Genomic DNA, 17,826 nt, shown 5'->3' on the forward strand with positions numbered 1-17,826 from the left:
GCTTATTTTATTCGAATTGTCTTGCTTTAGGCTAGGAAAGGGCTCTTGAACACAATCACGAGTGTGTAATTAATAGCGTGCCATCATTAAAGCACGATATAAAGTGGCCAGCCGAGCAGACCGATTAAGCCCTCTTTATGCTCGAATCGCTCTAAACGCTCGGGTGATGCATCGCTTAACAGCAGCTCACGGTAACTCTTGGCAAAGTGCAGGGTGCGAAGCAGAGCTGGTGCAAAGTTTTTCCCTAAGTCCTTAGCAATCGTCTCGGCAAGTTCGTTTGGTAATTCGGCCAATGCCTTTTGGGTTTGCAGCTCAATATACTCAATGCTGAACCACTCTTCAGGCAAACTCACCTTAGCGATACGTTTTTTGAGATCCTGTCTGACCTTGGCATTCTCGAACAGCATGCGATAGAGCACGGCTTCGGCGAGTACACTTTCAAGGTTTAGAAAGTCCAGTGGATCGAAACTACTTTGGGCATAAAACTGCGCCATCAATGCCGCAATCGATTGCTGACGTTGGTGCTCTGCGAGCGCATCCTGATAGGCCTCATAGCCGATCCATTCTTCCGCATCCGGTGGAGTAGAGACTTGTTCCAAGAGGAATTTATCTACATCGCCATAGAGAGACTTGCCATTGGCAAGCTTATGCTTGCTCACAGTGCTGAGCATGCTCCAACCCTTTTGGAAGCACTTCACCACACCATCAGGGGTGATGAGCAGGTTCAGCGCTTGCTGTTGATCTTGGTTCGAGAGTTCAAATAGGCCGAGGCTCACTACACCAATCACATCGTGCGCGGCTTGTTCAAGCAGGTGCATCTTGTATTTGTTGTAGAATTTGTCGGCTAACTTCAGGCTCATCAAAATGGCCTTGGATTTGATTTGGGCGAGCTGCTCACCTGTTAGGGTGTCGTCTGCTTGGCCTTTAGCCAATACCTTACTTAGGTATGGGCCTTGGTCTATATCACGCAGTACCAGTTGCATGCAGGATCCTTAATCTAAAAAGCTAAACATATCATCCACTTCTGCGTACTCGTCCGCAACTTGGTTCTTCTCTTTCGCTTGGATAACCAGTTCGTTAACGAACTTATTGATGATCATTTCCCAGCCAGAGCTTTCGTTACGCAGCAGGTTTTTAATGGCTTTTTCAACATCCGGTGCCAGCTCATGGATAAGCGCCATCAGACTACGTGGGTCATCGAGGCTTAAGCTATGGGCATCTTCGCTCGACACACGGCTATCGTAGCCAACAGTGTCGGTATCTTCTTCATCGTCGTAGTAGTCGTTGTAGTGGTCTTCATCGTCGTGTTTCTCACCCAGCATCAATTCGATAAAGGGGATAGATAGGTAGAAGAGACCGGCAGGATCTTCGGCGATACACTCTAAAATTGCCGCCTGTTTTTCTTCGTTTTCTTGGACACGAATTAAATAGGTTAAAAAATCAAAGGTATGCTGAATGAGTTCTTCCGCATTGTTTTTGATTTTCTCTTCCCAGTACAGTGGCTGTTGGCAAACGATGTCGCGAATTTGCTCCGGCGTCATCAGCTCAGACATGATGGAAGGGCAGGAGATATCGTGGTGACTGTTGATTTGGGTCAGGGTCACAATGTCCATCTGTTCGATCACTTCGACTAACTGCTCATCGTTCATTGTGGTGGCGATGATTTCGAAGCGTTTACTGGCCTGTTTGGGTTCTACGTCAGCGAGTTCTTTGATCTCGGCAACGGTTATCTCTATGAGACTGGTGTTCATTAGCGGTCCTCATCATCGTAGTGATCGTAGTAGCCATCTTCCTCTTCGCCTTCATCGTCGTCGGCGTAATCGGAACCCGAATAGTCATCGTAGTCGCTGTCTTCGTCGTCAAAGTCATCATCGGCTTTACGCTTAGGTGCGGGCGCAGATTTACCTTCATTTTCGAGTAGATATAAAACAGCGCAGCTCTCGATCAGTAAATTTTCAGAGTAGGCACGTACCGCCAGTACTAAGGGAAGGTCGGCATTGTTAAAGCCGATGGTGACCTTAAATTCATCCCATTCGGGTTGGGTTGCAGTGTTAATCCAGTGTGCCCATTTCAGTTTGGCTTCACTTGGAAACTTAACGCGGCCATAGAGTGCAACCGGCAGATACTCGGGCACAGACTCGAGCATAGCAGGGTCAGCCTGCAGCACCTTCTTGATTTGACTAGTGAACTGCTCCAATGCCTTTGGTGTATCAGGGTCATCGTATGACTCGATATTTTCGTAAGCATTAGTTTTCAGCTCATTGATGCGTGAGATATTCAGTTTTTTGGCCATTTGGCATGTCTCTACATAAAAGCTTTATAAAATAAAGCGCTGGGATAAAGTCGATTACGATAGGCGTTTGGATACTACCCAATGTATTGGCACTTCATCTCAGTGTTAACGCTAATTCGCACTTGGGTCTGTTTGACCCAACAGATTTAAGGGTAGAACTGATCCCAGAGTTCGCGCATTGCGCTAGAAGGATCGGTCACTATCACATTATTGAAATCTCGGATAAAGGCACTGCGAAGTTTTGGATCAGATAACACTTCGTAGGCTTTCTTTACTCGTTCAAGTTGTTGTGCAGCTTCTGCTTTTTCATCTTCGCTGGCAGCAATCAATTTATCAGGATGGTATTTATTCGACAGCCTTCTATAGGCTTTTTTAATATCGTCTTCTTTGGCGCTAGGTTTAATGCCAAGCACACTAAAGTGGTTAATCATATTGGTACCTGTAGGCGATGGGTTGCTATCGCAAGATAAAGGCTAAATGCTGCTTATTTACACTATGTGGAATTATGATTAGTCAGCCTTGGATCATAGCAGAAAGGCTTTATGAGCGGCAAACGCCACTTTGGGGATTTAAGGGGGGAATCTGGTGCTTTTATATCAACTTACGGGGGGCATGGCCGAAAGAGATATAACGAAACTCCCTCGATGAGAGAGGCGTTTATTAATTAGTTTAACTAAATTCATTTAATTAAATCTGTTTAATGCAATCCATTCGGCTGCACGCCTGAAGCATGCTTGCATAAATTCACCAATTGAAACGATCCAATTCAGCGTTAGCTGGCCTATTCAATAAGAAGTTAATTGTTAGCGGGAGCTTGATTTGAAATAAGGCCATTGCCAATTTATAGAAGGGTGAGTGCAACGAGCTAACAGTGTACATGTAGAAAACCCACCATCTAGGCAGGTTTTCGATAAGCTTTGGAGAAATAGATCAACTAAATTCAGCGCGTCATTCTTCCTGGTAGGCTTTTTCAATCAACTTTACTTTCCCTGTGGCGCCGTACTCCATCACTAAGCTGCCTTGGGCGAAGAGTTCTATCTTGGCTTTAAAGCGCAGTTGGCGCTGAATTTTTGCGCTGATAGCGTCAATCAGTTCGGCTTGTTGCTCGGCAGATAACTCGCCTGTGGTTTCTACTTTCACGTGTAGCGGCGGCTCGACCACAGGAGAGGCCGAGGGTTTGACCACGCGGATATTGCCGGTCACCACAGGTCCCATCGAGCTAACAGTATCTCGAATGGCAGTGGGGAATACGTTCACACCTTTGACCAGCAACATGTCGTCCACTCGTCCTACAAACTTGATCCGCATGCCGGGATAACCACATTTGCAAGGCTTCAAGTTCACTTGGATCAGATCTCCGTCCATAAAACGAATGAGCGGACCACACTCGCGGTGCAGGCCGGTATAAACAAATTCGCCAATGGCGCCGTCCTGCCACGGCAGTACCTTTTTAGTTTCACGATCGTAAAGTTCAATTACGCATTCATCGGGTGCGATAAAGTGCATGCCATCCTGCTCGGTACAGGAAGTAAAGATTGGATTTAGTGCACCTGTGCCACCGGCCATATCAAAGACTTTTGCACCGCCAAAGCCGGCTTCCAGTTTCTGAATAATTTCTGGAATGCTGCCGCCAGGTTCACCGTAGACGCAAATTTTGCTTATGCCCTGTGCAGCTAAATCAATGCCATATTCTGCCTGGGATTTTTGCAGCAGATTAAGTGCAAAAGAGGGAGTGCAGACAATAATATCCGGCCGAGTTAATACTATCATCTCAGCCACTTTGGCTGTGCCGACCAAGCCACCGATAGGGATGACATTGGCGCCAAAGTCTAACAGTGCATCGACCGTTGGAATGCCAGCGACCCACATACTCATTACACCGGCCATGAGGACTTTGTCGCCGGGCTTGCAGCCGCCCATGTCCATCAAGCGGGCCATATTTTTAAAGATCACCTGGCGATCATTTTTAGTGTGGCCTTGGAAACTGGGCGTGCCAGTGGTGCCTGAGGAAGCGCTCATGCGATTTACTTGACGAATATCACAGGTGATATGCATGCCCAGAGGATGGTTTAGTTCTTTGAGTGATTGTGCTTGGCTCTCCCGCTCTTCGTATTTGTCGAAGGTGGGGTAATCCGCCAGTTGTTCTAGGCAGGTAAAGTCATAGGGATTGACCCCAGCTTTATCAAATTTCGCTTTGTAGTAAGGCGAATTTTCGTACACGTACAGCAGCAGCTTACGGGTTTCTTCGGCTTGGTATTGGCGCAGCTTGGGAGAATCAATCGGCAGGCGGCTGAATTCATTCCATAATTCGTTATTCATTCCGCTTCCTTCTTATTCGCCGGTAAATACAGGATCACGTTTTTGCAAAAAGGCTTGTTGACCTTCGCGGAAGTCTTTTGACACGGCAATCTGGGCTTTTTTCACCTGCATCATTTGGCTGATTTGTTCAAACGAAAGATAGTCAGCTTTTTTGGCGGCTTCTTTGGTAGCGCGGATTGCCAAAGGGCTTAAGGCCGCAATTTTTTTAGCCAGCGCCAATGCGGTGGGCATCAGATCTTCATTGTCGACCACTTGATTCACTAAGCCAGTTTTTTCTGCCCAGGCGGCATCTTTTTTATCGCCGGTCAGCAGCATTTCCATCATGTAGGCGCTGCCAATTAATCGTGTGCCATGGATAGCGGCATTGACTGTAGGCACGCCAATTTTGGCTTCAGGCAGTGAAAACACCGCATTTTTACTGGCGATACGCATGTCACAACCCAGCGCTAGGCTTAAGCCCTCACCCACGCAATAGCCATTGATGGCCGCAATAATTGGCTTGTCAGAGAAAAACTCGCTTTCCAAATCCACTGTGTAGATGGCTTCCAATTCTTCTTTGGATTTACCTGAGGCCATTACGACGGCCAGAGCTTTGATGTCGACACCAACAGAGAAATACTGCTCATTGGCAGAACAAATGATGGCAACCCAAGCGTCAGGATCGTCTTTGAAGCGTTTTGTGGCGGCATTAAATTCCTGATAAAGCTCAGGGTTGAACGCATTCAACTGTTCTGTACGGTTTAAAGTAATCGTTGCGACATGATCTTGGCAGGCGTATTGAACAAGGGACATTATGGCCTCACTTTTTAATTATTAGTGTGGCCATCATAAAATCAGCAATCTGGCTGAACCATGACTAAAAATGTCAGGCTGGCTGTGAGCGATTAGCTTAAGAATTTGTCAATAAAACAGTAAGGGATGGCTGGATGCTGGGTCGACTAACGGTTCTAAGTCCAATTCATCGCGCTCGGGATAAAACACAATGGTCAGTAAATCTGGTACTGATGAATGGACCAAAGGCCCTTTCAGACCGGTCGATTGGGTGAAGGTCGTAAAGGTTTCCTGTTGCCCTTTGATGTTGACCTTGATATTAAATTTTCGGCCGACAGGGGTTTGCGCGGCGAGTTCTTGCCAGTTAGCGGGAATAAAAGGTAAAGACATTAATTGTTTCAGCAGCTTTTGGTCTTGAGGTGTGTTTCTGGAGGTTAAATTTTGCTGCACTGACAGCAATAACACCGATAAGGTGCTGGCCCAGTCGTCGTGCGGCATATGCATCGCCGCATAGTCGAATAGACTGCTTAATACATTCTGCAATGGTTGTTGTTGGGCTTTAGGCACCATCAGGTCGTATAACCCCAGCCAAGCCCGATTAACCATCACAAAGTTGCCTGCCACATCGCAAATTACAGCGGGGTAGGGCTCAGAACATTTCAGAAATTTAATCAGCTCAGATTTTCGCACGCTGTATTCAGGTAAGTGGATATCGGTGGCAGAAAGTCCAGCGCTAAATCCGGCACTGCAATACAGGTTGATTTTGTCTGTTTGTTCAAGCATTAACGCCGACGCAATACGATCGAGCATTTTTACCGACGGAAAAGCATCACCACGCTCGAGGCGACAAATATGCCGAGCCGCCGAGTCTATACGCAGTGCTAACTCTTCCTGACTGATATTGCGTGCTGTGCGCCAGAATTTAAGTGCGTGCGCAAAACCTTGTTTATTCTGATGTGCATTCATTCTCACTTCCTGTGTTTCTTAACGCCATATTAACGCCCTACGAATGGGCAATATGGACTTTTTTTGTCATGGAAAAATAGTGCGTTTAACACAAAATGGTCTGTACTGCTCTGCTCATTTTCGTTAGTTTGTGCTGCTTTTACATCGCGCAGAGTCGTTAAGCGTTAGAACAATATCCTTGATGTTTGTTTGCATCAAGCGCCAGAAAAAAATAACAAGTGGTGGCTGTTTATGTTAAACCGCAATACATTGTCGTCCGGTTTTTACCTGTCCAATTGGTTGGCCGTGATTCCTTTACTGATTATGGTTCTGCCAACAATTTATCTGAGCACTAAAGGCGTTTTGTCTGCCGAGATGATGGTGACCTTTGGCGTGATCGGATTAATGGTCGGAGCTTTGTTGTCCCGCGACAGCAAGAGTTACTGGGGCGTCGCAGCAAAATCATTGGCAGAGCCGACTGGCATTCTGATTTTAAAACTCTTCCTGATCGTCGGTATTTATAGCCAAATGCTAACCGAAGCTAAATTGACCGACGGCATTATCTGGCTGACGACTTCGTTACAACTGGATGCAGCGTTATACCCGTTGTTTGTCTATGTGATCTGCTCCATTCTGGGTACTGCGATGGGCACCTCATTGGGTACCATTATGGTGATGACGCCCATACTTTACCCGGCGGCTTATTCTGTTGGCGCTGAACCCTTTCTAGTACTGGGTGCTATTTTAAGCGGGGCTGCCACAGGGGATCATTTTGCACCTGTATCTGACACTACCATCATTTCTTCCAGTACCCAAAGTTATAAATCGAAAGAGGGCTGCGCTGAGGTCAGTGATGTAGTAAAAGGCCGGTTTAAATATGTAATACCCGCTTTTGTTCTGGCTTGTATTGGCTATGTGGTATGTGGCTATTCTCTGACAACAGAGCAGCTTCAACCCCCGCAATTAGCTTCGACCCTGACGGCTAATCCACTGGGCTTAGTAATGTTACTGCCGATGTGTGTGGTGGTGGGCTGTGCGGTTGCAGGCAAAAGTGTTTACGACTCTCTAACCTGGGGCATAGTTCTAGGACTAGTGCTGGCTTTGTCTACCGGCCTGTTGACGCCGCATCAGTTATTGTATGTAGAGCAACGAACCGTAAAAGGTGTTCTGGTGGAGGGTGTGACCAAAAACATTAATACCATCATGATGATTCTGTTGATGATGGGGGCTTATGGCATTATGAAAGCCTACGGCGTATTGCAGCTTATCGTCGATAAATTGCAGGCGGCTTTTGCCCGTACCGTCCAAAAAGCCGAATTGACCATGATGGCCATTACTTTGCTGTTAAGCCTTTTACTGATTGGTTTAAACACTCGGGTTACAGCGATTGCCGGCCCTATCGTCAATGAGCTGGGAGCCAAATTCAATATCCACCCGGTTCGCCGAGCGAATCTGTTGGATGCTACCGCCAATAGCCTGAGTTACATAGTGCCTTGGAATGTCTGGCCCTTAATCATGATTATGTTCGTAAAGTCGCTGTTGCCTGAATACCCGTTTTTAGCTGTACCCAACTCAACCATCTTTTTTGTCTTTACTTTCTATCCGCTGATGATTTTGGCCGTAATGACGTTTAGCGTCTTGACTGGAAAAGGCCGTAAGCAGGAAGAAGAGAAGCTGTAAGCCTAACACGAGAAGGAAGTTGCTTTTCAGGATCCCGCTTAGTTGCTGAACTCATTGCGATAAGCGGGATTTTTCATTTTCTAACAGTAAGTTAGCTTTATACTCATATTGCGTCACAAAATGGACATTTTTTGTCATTGTTTGCCGCTACTCACCCTTTTAGGCTCAATATCATGCTCCGGTATTTTGCTGGATCAAATAAGAATTATTAAAAATGAAAATGGGGAGACGATATGAGACTCAGTAAAATAGCAATGGCTTTACTGCCATCTCTCATGACGGGAGTTTCTGCTACAGCCGTCAGTGCAGAGCCTACAAAAAATGAGCAAAGCGATGATAGCGCCATCGAGACCATAGTGGTGACATCACAAAAACGAGTACAGAGCGCTCAAGAGGTCGGTATTAGTCTGGCGAGTTTGTCAGGTAATAGCCTTAAGGAATTGGGGATTGAAAATGCCGGCGAATTAACTAAAGCCATTCCTAACGTTAACTTTGTCAATGTGTCTGGTGGTGGTCTTCCCATTTTGATTATTCGCGGTGTCGGCTTACAGAATTTCCGCTTGAATGACAGCCCGACCACCGCATTTTATGTCGATGATGTTTATCAGGCCACTATTGCTTCAGCGGACTTCACCATGTTCGATTTAGAACGGGTGGAGGTGCTAAAAGGCCCACAAGGCGGACTTTATGGCCGCAACACTATTGCAGGTGCGATTCAAGTCATCTCCAATAAAGCCGATGTTGATGATCCACTCAACGGCTATTTCAGCCTTGGTGCGGGTTCTTATGGTTTATTAGAAGCTGAAGGCGCAGTTGGATTACCCATTTCTGATAAATTTGCGGCACGTGTTGCTGGTAAATGGGCAAAAAGCGATGAGCGTCAATACGAAAGTGTGAGCGCAGGCTTTGACCATGGTGAAATTGACCGAGGTGCTGCCCGCCTTCAGTTTGAGTATAAACCAACGGATAACCTTGATTTTCACTTGAAACTTCACGGTGGTACAGATAGTTCGGAAAACCCATTGTTAAGACCCGTTGGCGTTTATGCCGACATTGGCACACTGGCCGATTACCAAGTACCGGTTCCCAATGCACAATACCTGTCTGCGGGCATGATGAATGGCATGCTCTGTGAATCCATTTTACGGGGGGAAGGCAGCGATCCTGCCAGTTGTGCCACGTCAACAGGGAAAACGATCTTGGATTACGGCCTCGGGACGGATAAAGATAGCCGCTTCGAGTCCGCATCGGATGTTTTAAGCCGATTAGACAATGAGTGGTCCGGTGCCAGTTTAATGGTTAACTGGGATCATGGTGATTACAGTTATACCTCGATTTCTGCGGTCGACCAGATAGATTATCATCGCTATGTCGATTTAGACGGTTTTGTTGAAACCCATGGTGATTTCTTTTACAACACCGACATTAGTTCTTGGTCTCAAGAATTCCGTATGGCCTTCGATGAAACGGGAGGGTTGAGCTGGTTAGCCGGGGTAAGTTTCGCCTCTGATGACGTTGATGAAAACTCCGGAGCCATTGCGACTCAAGGTCTGCTTCCTCTCTTGTTCGCTAACCCCAATTTCTCGTCTGCACCGGATATTGGTCTGCAGACATTTTTACAAAGTACTGATACCTTTGCTGCTTTTGGTCATCTGGAATACCCATTAACAGACAAGTTAGATCTAGTGGCGGAGTTACGTTACACCAATTCTGATGTGTCGGTTGACGTGGAACAGTTCATCGCATTCAGTAAAGGTGATATGGATCCGTTGCCGTTTATTGCTAAGAAAGACGAGATTAAATTTGAGAATTTAAGTGGTAAGCTGGCATTAGAATGGAATTTCGCGGAAAGCAGTTTAGCCTACGTCAGTATTTCTGAAGGCTTTAAGACCGGGGGATTCTTCGGTGGTTTTGTGATGTCAGAGGAGTCGCTCGACCCCTATGAAGAAGAAACCATTTTAGCCTATGAAGTTGGGGTGAAAAGAGACTGGCTGCAAGGGCGCTTAAGAACCAATGGCTCTGTGTTTTATTACGACCGTACAGGTGTACAGCAAAGTGCCACCGACGATCGCGGTGCTGTCGCTATTTCGCGTCTAACCAATATTGGTGATATCCGTGCGCAAGGGGCTGAACTGAATATTAATTACATACCTGTTGAAAACTGGTATGTCGAGACAGGCCTAGGCTACACAGATTCAGAAATTGTGGATAGCGATCTGGTTTCCTCAACCTTGCCAACTATGCCTAAGGTATCATTGGAAGGAACCAATACGCCGGTATATTCCAAATTTACCGCTAATTTGTTGACCCGCTATGAAACGCCGTTAAGTGATTCCTTATTAGGTCGTCTGCAAGCGAATTACAGTTACCGTTCGGCTTTTGACCACTTGCTCGTGACCAATAATGCAGAACGTGGCTTACTGCGTGAAGATGGCTATGGCTTGCTGAGTATGAGAGCAACGATAAGTGATATGGCAGGAGAGTGGTCGTTCAGCGTTTATGCAGAGAACGTGTTGGATGAAGTGTATCGCACACGTGTGTCGGACAATGGCTTGCAAACCTTCCATGAGTTGTATGGCGATCCTCGCACCTTTGGAGTGACATTCAACTACAACTGGAATTAACCGCACATTTGCCTCAAATAATCATTCCCAAAATACGTCAGTTCGCTGGCGTATTTTTTTTCTTTTATTGAAATCGCCAAATGTGTGAAAGACGCTACGGCACAACTAGAAAAGTGGGAAATGATTTTTGGATACGTTTGGGGCGTGGAAAATAGCCAGAAAGGCAGAACGATGGCATTTATGGATGGGCATTATTGATAAAATTTCGTTGATTAATCGTTCTATTTTAGTCTTTTAATTCATGGTTTTAGACATAATCTCAATGGCAAGTATGCTGTTATCAACAATTTTTAGAGACAAAAAAACCAGCGTTAGCTGGCCTATGTTATCAAGTTGATAATTGGTTGCGGGAGCTGGATTTGAACCAACGACCTTCGGGTTATGAGCCCGACGAGCTACCAAGCTGCTCCATCCCGCGTCCGATTATTACTTTTTTGCTTTACTCATTAATTGGTTGCGGGAGCTGGATTTGAACCAACGACCTTCGGGTTATGAGCCCGACGAGCTACCAAGCTGCTCCATCCCGCGTCCGATATTGATGATTTACAAGATTTGATATCCTTTTGAATATCATCACCTTGGCTTTAAATTGGTTGCGGGAGCTGGATTTGAACCAACGACCTTCGGGTTATGAGCCCGACGAGCTACCAAGCTGCTCCATCCCGCGTCCGTCTCTAAAGCGGGGCGAACTATAACGGCAGCGAACAGGCAATGCAAGGAGGAATTTCAAAAAAGTCGATGAGTGCTTAAATATAAAGCGTAGTGGGGGAAATTCGGACAATAATCTCACGTTTGGGCAAATTAGCCATTTAAAAGTATGTAACTGTTTGACTAATTCGAGTTTGCTCGAAGAACTGTTTATCATTTATGCCCCATCGCAGGTATAATGTCGCTTTGGTTTTGACTGCGTATTGATGATCCCATGCTGAATTTTTTTGCTGCCGCCCCTAAGGGCTTTGAATATAGCTTAGCCCAAGAACTGACAGAGTTTGGTGCGACCGAGATTAAGGAAAGCGTTGCCGGTGTGTATTTCACCGCGCCGTTAGCCTTAGCGTACCGAATCACTTTATGGACACGTTTAGCCAGCCGTATCGTGTTGGTTATCTATAAAGGGCCCTGTGAGTCGGCGGAGCAATTGTATAATGCTGCCTACTGTATCGATTGGTCTGCCCATTTCTCGAATCGCAATACCTTTAGCATTGATTTCCACGGTACGGGTGGTTTTATTAATAACACTCAGTTTGGTGCGTTAAAGATTAAAGATGCGATCGTTGACCGTTTCCGTGACGATGGCGATGCCCGGCCGAACGTTGCCCGTATCGACGCCGATATTAAAGTGGATGCCCATTTTAGAAATGGCGTTATTACCATTGCGATGAACTTCTCTGGTCCCTCATTACATCAGCGTGGATACCGTTCAACCACAGGTGAAGCGCCGCTTAAAGAAAACCTTGCTGCTAACATGCTGGTTCGCAGTGGCTGGAAAGCTGCGCCTACGACATTACTTGATCCATTCTGTGGTAGTGGGACTGTATTAATTGAAGCGGCATTGATGGCTGCCGATATCGCCCCAGGTTTACAACGCAGCCGTTATGGCTTTGAGCATTGGCGTCGCCACGATAAAGCCGCATGGCAGGAAATTTTAGAAGAAGCCAAAGCCCGCGCATCCCTCGGGGTAAAACGCTGCGAGATTAAGTTCTTTGGATCAGACATCGACTCACGCCTCGTTGCCTTGGCAAAACGTAATGCCCAAAATGCTGGCGTGCTTGAGCTTATCGACTTTAGCGTGGCTAACGCGCTCAATGTGGAGCCACCTGTTGCCGAAGGTTACCTCATTACCAACCCGCCATACGGTGAGCGTTTAGGCAGCGTGTCTGAACTCTTGCAGCTTTATTACCAATTAGGCGACAAATTCAAGAAGGAATTTGGCGGCTGGAAAGTGGCTATGCTGTGTAGCGACATCGAGCTGATGTCGGCCCTAAAACTTAAAGCCGATAAACAAATGAAGATGTTTAACGGCGCACTCGAATGTGCCTTCAACCTTTATACGCTGCACGCACAAAGCACCCGCCGTGATACGCCTGTGTTACCCGAAGGGGTGGACATTGCGGATATCGCACCAGCCTTTGCTAACCGCATTAAGAAAAATGCTAAGCAGTTAGAAAAGTGGGCGAAAAAAGAAGGTATCGACAGCTACCGTCTATACGATGCGGATATTCCTGAATACAACGTGGCGGTCGATAAATACCTCGACTACGTAGTGGTGCAGGAATATATGGCGCCAGCCAGCATTCCTGAGGCTATCACCAAACGCCGTTTAAGCGATGTGCTGTTAGCACTGCCTGCGGCAATCGGGGTTGATCCTCATAAAATCACCATGAAGACCCGCGAGCGTCAAAAGGGCACCAATCAGTATCAAAAGCTCGATGAACGTAAGCTTGAGCTTATCACCACAGAATATGGTGCTAAATTTAAGTTAAACCTCACAGGCTATTTAGATACGGGTCTGTTCCTCGACCACAGATTAACCCGCCGTTTGGTTGGCCAAAAATCTAAGGGACGCCGCGTACTGAACCTGTTCTCATATACGGGTTCAGCCTCTGTGCATGCTGCCTTAGGTGGTGCAAAATCGGTGACAACGGTTGATATGTCAAACACTTATCTTGCTTGGGCGAAGGAAAACTTTGCGCTAAACAACTTAAGTGGCAAGCAATACGAGTTTGTTCAAGCTGACTGCTTACAGTGGATCAGAGATTGCACTCGCGATAAATCTGTCCAATACGATCTGATTTTTATCGATCCGCCAACCTTCTCTAACTCTAAGCGCATGGAAGATTCCTTCGATGTGCAGCGTGACCATGTGAATTTACTGGGCATGCTGATTAAGCTGCTAAGCCCGAATGGCGAGCTGGTGTTCTCAAACAATAAACGTAAGTTCAAGATGGACACTGAGACGCTGACCAAGATGAACATTAAGGTCGAGAACATCGATGATGTTACCCTGCCAATGGATTACAAGCGCAATCCACATATCCATAACACTTGGCTCATCACCCATGCTTAATGTGGAGCATACAGAGGTGGCAATGGTAGATTATGTGCTGTACCACACAGATGGTTGCCATTTATGTGAACTGGCGGCGGCATTATTGAATGCTGCCGAGGTCGATTATACCGCCATCGATATTTGCGATGATGAAGCCTTAGCCAAGCTTTACGGCGTGTCGATTCCTGTGCTTAAAGGCGCAGATGAACGCTGCCTATATTGGCCCTTTGACGCAATACAATTACAAGCATTTTTAGGAGCGTAGTTTGAGTCTGGTTCGTATCAATAATGGCTCGTTAGCCTATGGTTACACCCCACTATTACAGAATGCCGATTTCACCATCGAGCGTGGTGAACGGGTGTGTATTGTTGGCCGTAACGGCGCGGGTAAATCGAGTCTATTAAAGATTTTATCCGGCGATGTGCTGCTCGATGAAGGTGAGTTCAACATCGATGGCAGCGTAACGGTCAGCCGATTACAGCAAGATCCGCCAAAGGCAGAGCAGGGCTCAGTTTACTCTTATATTGCCGCGGGCTTACAAGAAGTGGGTGAGGCGTTAGAGCAATATCACCAATTATCCCACGATGTGGCATTTGCCGAGCCTGAGCAAATGGAGCGTATGCTCAATCAAATGCAAAAGCTGCAGGAAACCTTAGATCATCACAACGGTTGGCAGCTAGATTCGCGTATTAAACAAAATTGTGAGCTGTTAGGCCTTGATCCCGATAAATCCTTGAGTGAATTATCCGGCGGTTGGCAGCGTAAGGTCGCGCTTGCCCGTGCATTAGTCAGTGAACCTGATTTGCTGCTCCTCGATGAACCAACCAACCATTTGGATATCGATACCATCGAGTGGCTTGAGCGCTTCTTGATGGATTTCCAAGGCGCCATTGTCTTTATTAGCCACGACAGGGGCTTTATTGCCCGCATGGCGACCCGGATTGTCGATTTAGACCGCGGGGTGGTGACTTCATGGCCTGGTAACTATCAAGCTTACCTTGATGGCAAGCAGGAATGGCTGCGTGTTGAAGCCGAGAAAAACGCCTTATTCGATAAGCGCTTGGCCGAAGAAGAAGTGTGGATCAGACAAGGCGTTAAAGCTCGCCGTACCCGTAACGAAGGTCGCGTGCGTGCTTTAAAGGCACTGCGCCAGGAACGTAGTGAGCGTTTGAATCGTCAAGGCAACGCCAAAATGGCGGTGGCTGATACTGAGCGTTCAGGCAAGTTAGTGTTTGATGTTAAAGACTTAAACTACAACTTGGTTGATAAAAACCTGGTTAAAGACTTCAACACCACAGTTCTGCGTGGCGATCGTATCGCATTAATCGGTCCTAACGGTTGCGGTAAATCGACGTTAATTAAGCTATTGATTGAAAAGTTACAGCCACAATCGGGCGAAGTGAAAGTCGGTACTAAATTAGAGATTGCCTACTTTGACCAATACCGTGAGGCGTTAGATCCTGAGCAAACCGTTGAAGATAACGTGGGTGAGGGCAAAAAGACCATCACCATTAATGGCCAGGATCGTCATATTCTAAGTTACCTGCAGGACTTCCTGTTCTCGCCCATGCGTGCCCGTACGCCCGTGAAGGCATTATCGGGTGGTGAGAAAAATCGTTTATTACTCGCTAAGTTACTTATTCGACCAGCAAACCTTATCATTCTCGACGAACCAACAAACGATCTTGATATTGAGACCCTAGAATTGTTAGAGTCGCTGCTAACCGAATATCAGGGCACACTTTTATTGGTGAGCCACGATAGAGCCTTTATCGATAATACCGTGACCAGCAGCTGGTGGTATGCGGGTAATGGCCGCTGGAGTGAGTATGTGGGCGGCTATCAGGATGCCATTGATCAAGGTGCAAAATTTTATTCAGAGGAACCTAGTCAGTCAAACACGGTCGAAGCTCCTGCTGAAACAGTGAACGTGACCGAAGTGAAGGTGGCGGAGCCTGCAAAAGCGGCGAAAAAGCTGTCCTATAAATTACAGCGAGAGTTAGAGGCGTTGCCTGAGCTGATGGAAAAACTCGAGGCCGAAATCCTTGAGTTACAAACTTCAGTTGGTAAGCCCGATTTTTATAGCCAGTCACAGGACAAAATCAATCAGGCACTCAGCCTGTTGGCGGATAAAGAAAAGCAATTGGAAGTTTGCTTCGAGCGATGGGAAGAGCTTGAGTCACTGAAGTAAACCAATAATAAAAATGGGAATTGAATTAATGAAGTCAAAGTTGGATAAAGCCCTGTCCTTAGTTGCCCTAGGTGTTATTGGGGTATTACAAAGCGCCCAAGCTGCACCAGTTTATGAAGTGGTCAATATCGAAGACTATGATTTAAAAGGGACTCTCGACGGAACGCGTATTGGTTATGCCCTAGGCGTTAACGGTAACGACGAATTGGTTGGTGTGGCCAAAGGCAAGAAAAAGCTAACCACCAGTGATGCTGAAAGTGACATTATCGATTTAGAAGATGGTATTACTGAGACTGAAACCATCACTTACTCGATTACGACGGCCATTGTGGCAAACAACTATGCCTTCGTTGCGGCCCAAAATGGTGCTGCTGGAGCTTGGGTTCCAACCTTTGAAAGCATTAGTGGCACAACCAATCCCGTTGATACTTCTGCTACCAATTCGGTAGATACCTTCTATTACGGTATTAATGATGCGGGCATCAAAGTGGGCAGTATGACTGCCCCACAAAAAACTGCGGACAATACAGCAACAGAAAATGACGCAGAAGATCTTTGGTATTACCGTGACTTTGAGTTCCGCGGTGTGGCGATGGATGGCAATGTTGAAATTCCATTACCGCCACCCTATACCCAGTATGTCAGTGAAGATGATAAGACTGTTGAGCTGGGCGGTTGGTCTTCCGCTTCTGCGGTAAACAATAGTAATTTGGTGGTAGGCTATGCCAGTACGGGGATCAGCAGTTACGGTGCAACTCGTGTTGATTACTGTTTAAGTGATGACAATACCTTGCCATTGGATGTGTGTGTGCAGCGTGAGCAATATCCAACCAGTACTGGCTCTCGCAATATCCAATATCAAACACGCGCCTATGTTTGGCAAATTGAGAATGCCGAAGCAATTGGTACTGAATTACCTTTAGGCTTAACACCTGCATCCGATAGTACTTTAACTTTCACGGCGCAAGCCTTAGGTGTGAGTGATACTGGTGTGGTTGCGGGTCGCTCACATGTATACCGTAATGGCAATACCAATCGACTGCGTCAAGATGCGGCCTACTGGATGAAGGACACCGACGGTAATTACCAATACCATTGGATCCCCATGGGTGATTCTATCTATAGCTCAGTGGCGTACGATGTGAACGATGACGGTATTGTTGTCGGTAGCTACAGCAGCTATATCCAAGGTTATCTACGTGATAAATTCTTCTACTTTGATATCAATAATCCAGATGCGGGTTATGTCACTCCCAATGATTTTGCGACGAGTCTGACGGACTTGTCGAGTAAACCCAAGGATATTAACAACAAAGGTCAAGTCGTGGGTTATATCGACACTACCTACGACAAAGAGAAACGTCGTCCTAAGGCGGGTTTCCTCTATGAGAAATCATCCGGTGAATTTAGTAATCTCAATGATCTGCTGACTTGTGGCTCTAAAGGCTTTGAACAGGACAGTGAAGGTAACTGGGCTCGCCATAAGGTTGAGCTGCAAGACGGATCAGGGAAGACTCTGTCTTATGAAGCCAGTATTCAAATTGCTGAGGCTGCCAGCATCAATGAAGATGGCACCATCGTTGGTACCGCACTGGTACGTAAGCCTTCGTATCAGTTGGATGATAACGGTAATATCGTTCTAGGTGACAATGGGCTACCACTGTTTGAACTCAGTGGCAGTGGCGATCCTGTGACTAACTATGTTCCGCGTATGGTAGTGCTTAAACCCGCGTCGAATGGCTCAACGGCTTGTACAGTGAATGACAGCTCAGAAACCGGAAATTATGAGCGTAAAGGTGCCGCCTCGTTTGCTTGGTTATTTGCATTGCCGTTGTTGTGGTTGCGTCGTCGGGCACGTTAATCGTCAGTAAATACTGAGTCACTAAAAAATCGAGGCAATTGCCTCGATTTTTTTAATCATGATCTCAATAGTTTAATAATTAGCCGATAAAATGA

Annotated in this window: 13 protein-coding genes and 3 tRNA genes; 6 read left to right on the forward strand and 10 right to left on the reverse strand. The window is 46.4% G+C overall.

The window, feature by feature from the left end:
• Positions 1-86 precede the first annotated feature (86 nt).
• From atcC to K0H61_RS06850, 7 genes are all read right to left on the reverse strand, one after another.
• The gene (gene atcC / locus K0H61_RS06820; RefSeq protein WP_220051950.1) at positions 87-983 is read right to left on the reverse strand and encodes a cold adaptation protein AtcC; all 897 of its coding nucleotides are present in this window, start codon (positions 981-983) and stop codon (positions 87-89) included.
• 9 nt (positions 984-992) lie between these two features.
• Positions 993-1,751, reverse strand: coding sequence for a cold adaptation protein AtcB (gene atcB / locus K0H61_RS06825; protein WP_220051951.1), 759 nt, complete (start codon positions 1,749-1,751; stop codon positions 993-995).
• Complete coding sequence (gene atcA, locus K0H61_RS06830) at positions 1,751-2,293, reverse strand: cold adaptation protein AtcA (protein ID WP_220051952.1); 543 nt, start codon at positions 2,291-2,293, stop codon at positions 1,751-1,753. The genes atcB and atcA overlap by 1 nt, the downstream gene beginning before the upstream one ends.
• A gap of 146 nt (positions 2,294-2,439) precedes the next feature.
• Positions 2,440-2,724 carry a cold adaptation protein ActJcold adaptation protein ActJ gene (atcJ, locus tag K0H61_RS06835; protein ID WP_220051953.1) on the reverse strand — a complete coding sequence of 95 codons (285 nt, stop codon included), beginning with the start codon at positions 2,722-2,724 and terminating at the stop codon, positions 2,440-2,442.
• 517 nt (positions 2,725-3,241) lie between these two features.
• On the reverse strand, positions 3,242-4,612 hold the full coding sequence (locus K0H61_RS06840; RefSeq protein WP_220051954.1) for a phenylacetate--CoA ligase family protein: 1,371 nt from the start codon (positions 4,610-4,612) through the stop codon (positions 3,242-3,244).
• Between the two features lie 12 nt (positions 4,613-4,624).
• Entirely contained in the window at positions 4,625-5,404 is a 780-nt protein-coding gene (locus K0H61_RS06845) for an enoyl-CoA hydratase/isomerase family protein (RefSeq protein WP_220051955.1), read from the reverse strand.
• A 108-nt stretch (positions 5,405-5,512) separates the two neighbouring features.
• The gene (locus K0H61_RS06850) at positions 5,513-6,349 is read right to left on the reverse strand and encodes a helix-turn-helix domain-containing protein (RefSeq protein WP_220051956.1); all 837 of its coding nucleotides are present in this window, start codon (positions 6,347-6,349) and stop codon (positions 5,513-5,515) included.
• A 231-nt stretch (positions 6,350-6,580) separates the two neighbouring features.
• On the opposite strand from K0H61_RS06850, the gene K0H61_RS06855 reads away from it, so the two are divergent.
• A complete protein-coding gene (locus tag K0H61_RS06855) occupies positions 6,581-8,008 on the forward strand; it encodes a Na+/H+ antiporter NhaC family protein (protein WP_220051957.1) in 1,428 nt (475 codons plus the stop codon).
• Between the two features lie 233 nt (positions 8,009-8,241).
• On the forward strand, positions 8,242-10,632 hold the full coding sequence (locus K0H61_RS06860; RefSeq protein WP_220051958.1) for a TonB-dependent receptor: 2,391 nt from the start codon (positions 8,242-8,244) through the stop codon (positions 10,630-10,632).
• 341 nt (positions 10,633-10,973) lie between these two features.
• On the opposite strand, the gene K0H61_RS06865 is transcribed toward K0H61_RS06860, so the two are convergent.
• The 3 genes from K0H61_RS06865 to K0H61_RS06875 all read right to left on the reverse strand — a co-directional run bounded on the left by K0H61_RS06865 (position 10,974) and on the right by K0H61_RS06875 (position 11,299).
• A tRNA-Met gene (locus K0H61_RS06865) sits at positions 10,974-11,050 on the reverse strand.
• 33 nt (positions 11,051-11,083) lie between these two features.
• Positions 11,084-11,160 (reverse strand) — tRNA-Met (locus K0H61_RS06870).
• A 62-nt stretch (positions 11,161-11,222) separates the two neighbouring features.
• Positions 11,223-11,299 (reverse strand) — tRNA-Met (locus K0H61_RS06875).
• A gap of 255 nt (positions 11,300-11,554) precedes the next feature.
• Between K0H61_RS06875 and rlmKL the strand changes: the two genes are divergently transcribed.
• From rlmKL to K0H61_RS06895, 4 genes are read left to right on the forward strand one after another with little or no spacing between them, the layout of a single operon-like run.
• The gene (rlmKL, locus tag K0H61_RS06880; RefSeq protein WP_220051959.1) at positions 11,555-13,696 is read left to right on the forward strand and encodes a bifunctional 23S rRNA (guanine(2069)-N(7))-methyltransferase RlmK/23S rRNA (guanine(2445)-N(2))-methyltransferase RlmL; all 2,142 of its coding nucleotides are present in this window, start codon (positions 11,555-11,557) and stop codon (positions 13,694-13,696) included.
• Positions 13,697-13,718: 22 nt separating this feature from the next.
• Entirely contained in the window at positions 13,719-13,943 is a 225-nt protein-coding gene (locus K0H61_RS06885; protein ID WP_258406042.1) for a glutaredoxin family protein, read from the forward strand.
• Position 13,944: 1 nt separating this feature from the next.
• Entirely contained in the window at positions 13,945-15,870 is a 1,926-nt protein-coding gene (locus K0H61_RS06890) for an ABC transporter ATP-binding protein (RefSeq protein WP_220051961.1), read from the forward strand.
• A 28-nt stretch (positions 15,871-15,898) separates the two neighbouring features.
• On the forward strand, positions 15,899-17,731 hold the full coding sequence (locus tag K0H61_RS06895; protein ID WP_220051962.1) for a DUF3466 family protein: 1,833 nt from the start codon (positions 15,899-15,901) through the stop codon (positions 17,729-17,731).
• The last annotated feature ends 95 nt before the right edge of the window (positions 17,732-17,826 follow it).

This window comes from Shewanella acanthi, assembly GCF_019457475.1.
Taxonomy (GTDB): domain Bacteria; phylum Pseudomonadota; class Gammaproteobacteria; order Enterobacterales; family Shewanellaceae; genus Shewanella; species Shewanella acanthi.

Coding starts and splice junctions, on each gene's coding strand:
- K0H61_RS06855 (WP_220051957.1), top strand. CDS start 6,581: ATGTTAAACCGCAATACATTGTCGTCCGGTTTTTACCTGTCCAATTGG.
- K0H61_RS06860 (WP_220051958.1), top strand. CDS start 8,242: ATGAGACTCAGTAAAATAGCAATGGCTTTACTGCCATCTCTCATGACG.
- atcC (WP_220051950.1), bottom strand. CDS start 983: ATGCAACTGGTACTGCGTGATATAGACCAAGGCCCATACCTAAGTAAG.
- K0H61_RS06845 (WP_220051955.1), bottom strand. CDS start 5,404: ATGTCCCTTGTTCAATACGCCTGCCAAGATCATGTCGCAACGATTACT.
- K0H61_RS06850 (WP_220051956.1), bottom strand. CDS start 6,349: ATGAATGCACATCAGAATAAACAAGGTTTTGCGCACGCACTTAAATTC.
- K0H61_RS06885 (WP_258406042.1), top strand. CDS start 13,719: ATGGTAGATTATGTGCTGTACCACACAGATGGTTGCCATTTATGTGAA.
- K0H61_RS06895 (WP_220051962.1), top strand. CDS start 15,899: ATGAAGTCAAAGTTGGATAAAGCCCTGTCCTTAGTTGCCCTAGGTGTT.
- rlmKL (WP_220051959.1), top strand. CDS start 11,555: ATGCTGAATTTTTTTGCTGCCGCCCCTAAGGGCTTTGAATATAGCTTA.
- atcA (WP_220051952.1), bottom strand. CDS start 2,293: ATGGCCAAAAAACTGAATATCTCACGCATCAATGAGCTGAAAACTAAT.
- atcB (WP_220051951.1), bottom strand. CDS start 1,751: ATGAACACCAGTCTCATAGAGATAACCGTTGCCGAGATCAAAGAACTC.
- atcJ (WP_220051953.1), bottom strand. CDS start 2,724: ATGATTAACCACTTTAGTGTGCTTGGCATTAAACCTAGCGCCAAAGAA.
- K0H61_RS06840 (WP_220051954.1), bottom strand. CDS start 4,612: ATGAATAACGAATTATGGAATGAATTCAGCCGCCTGCCGATTGATTCT.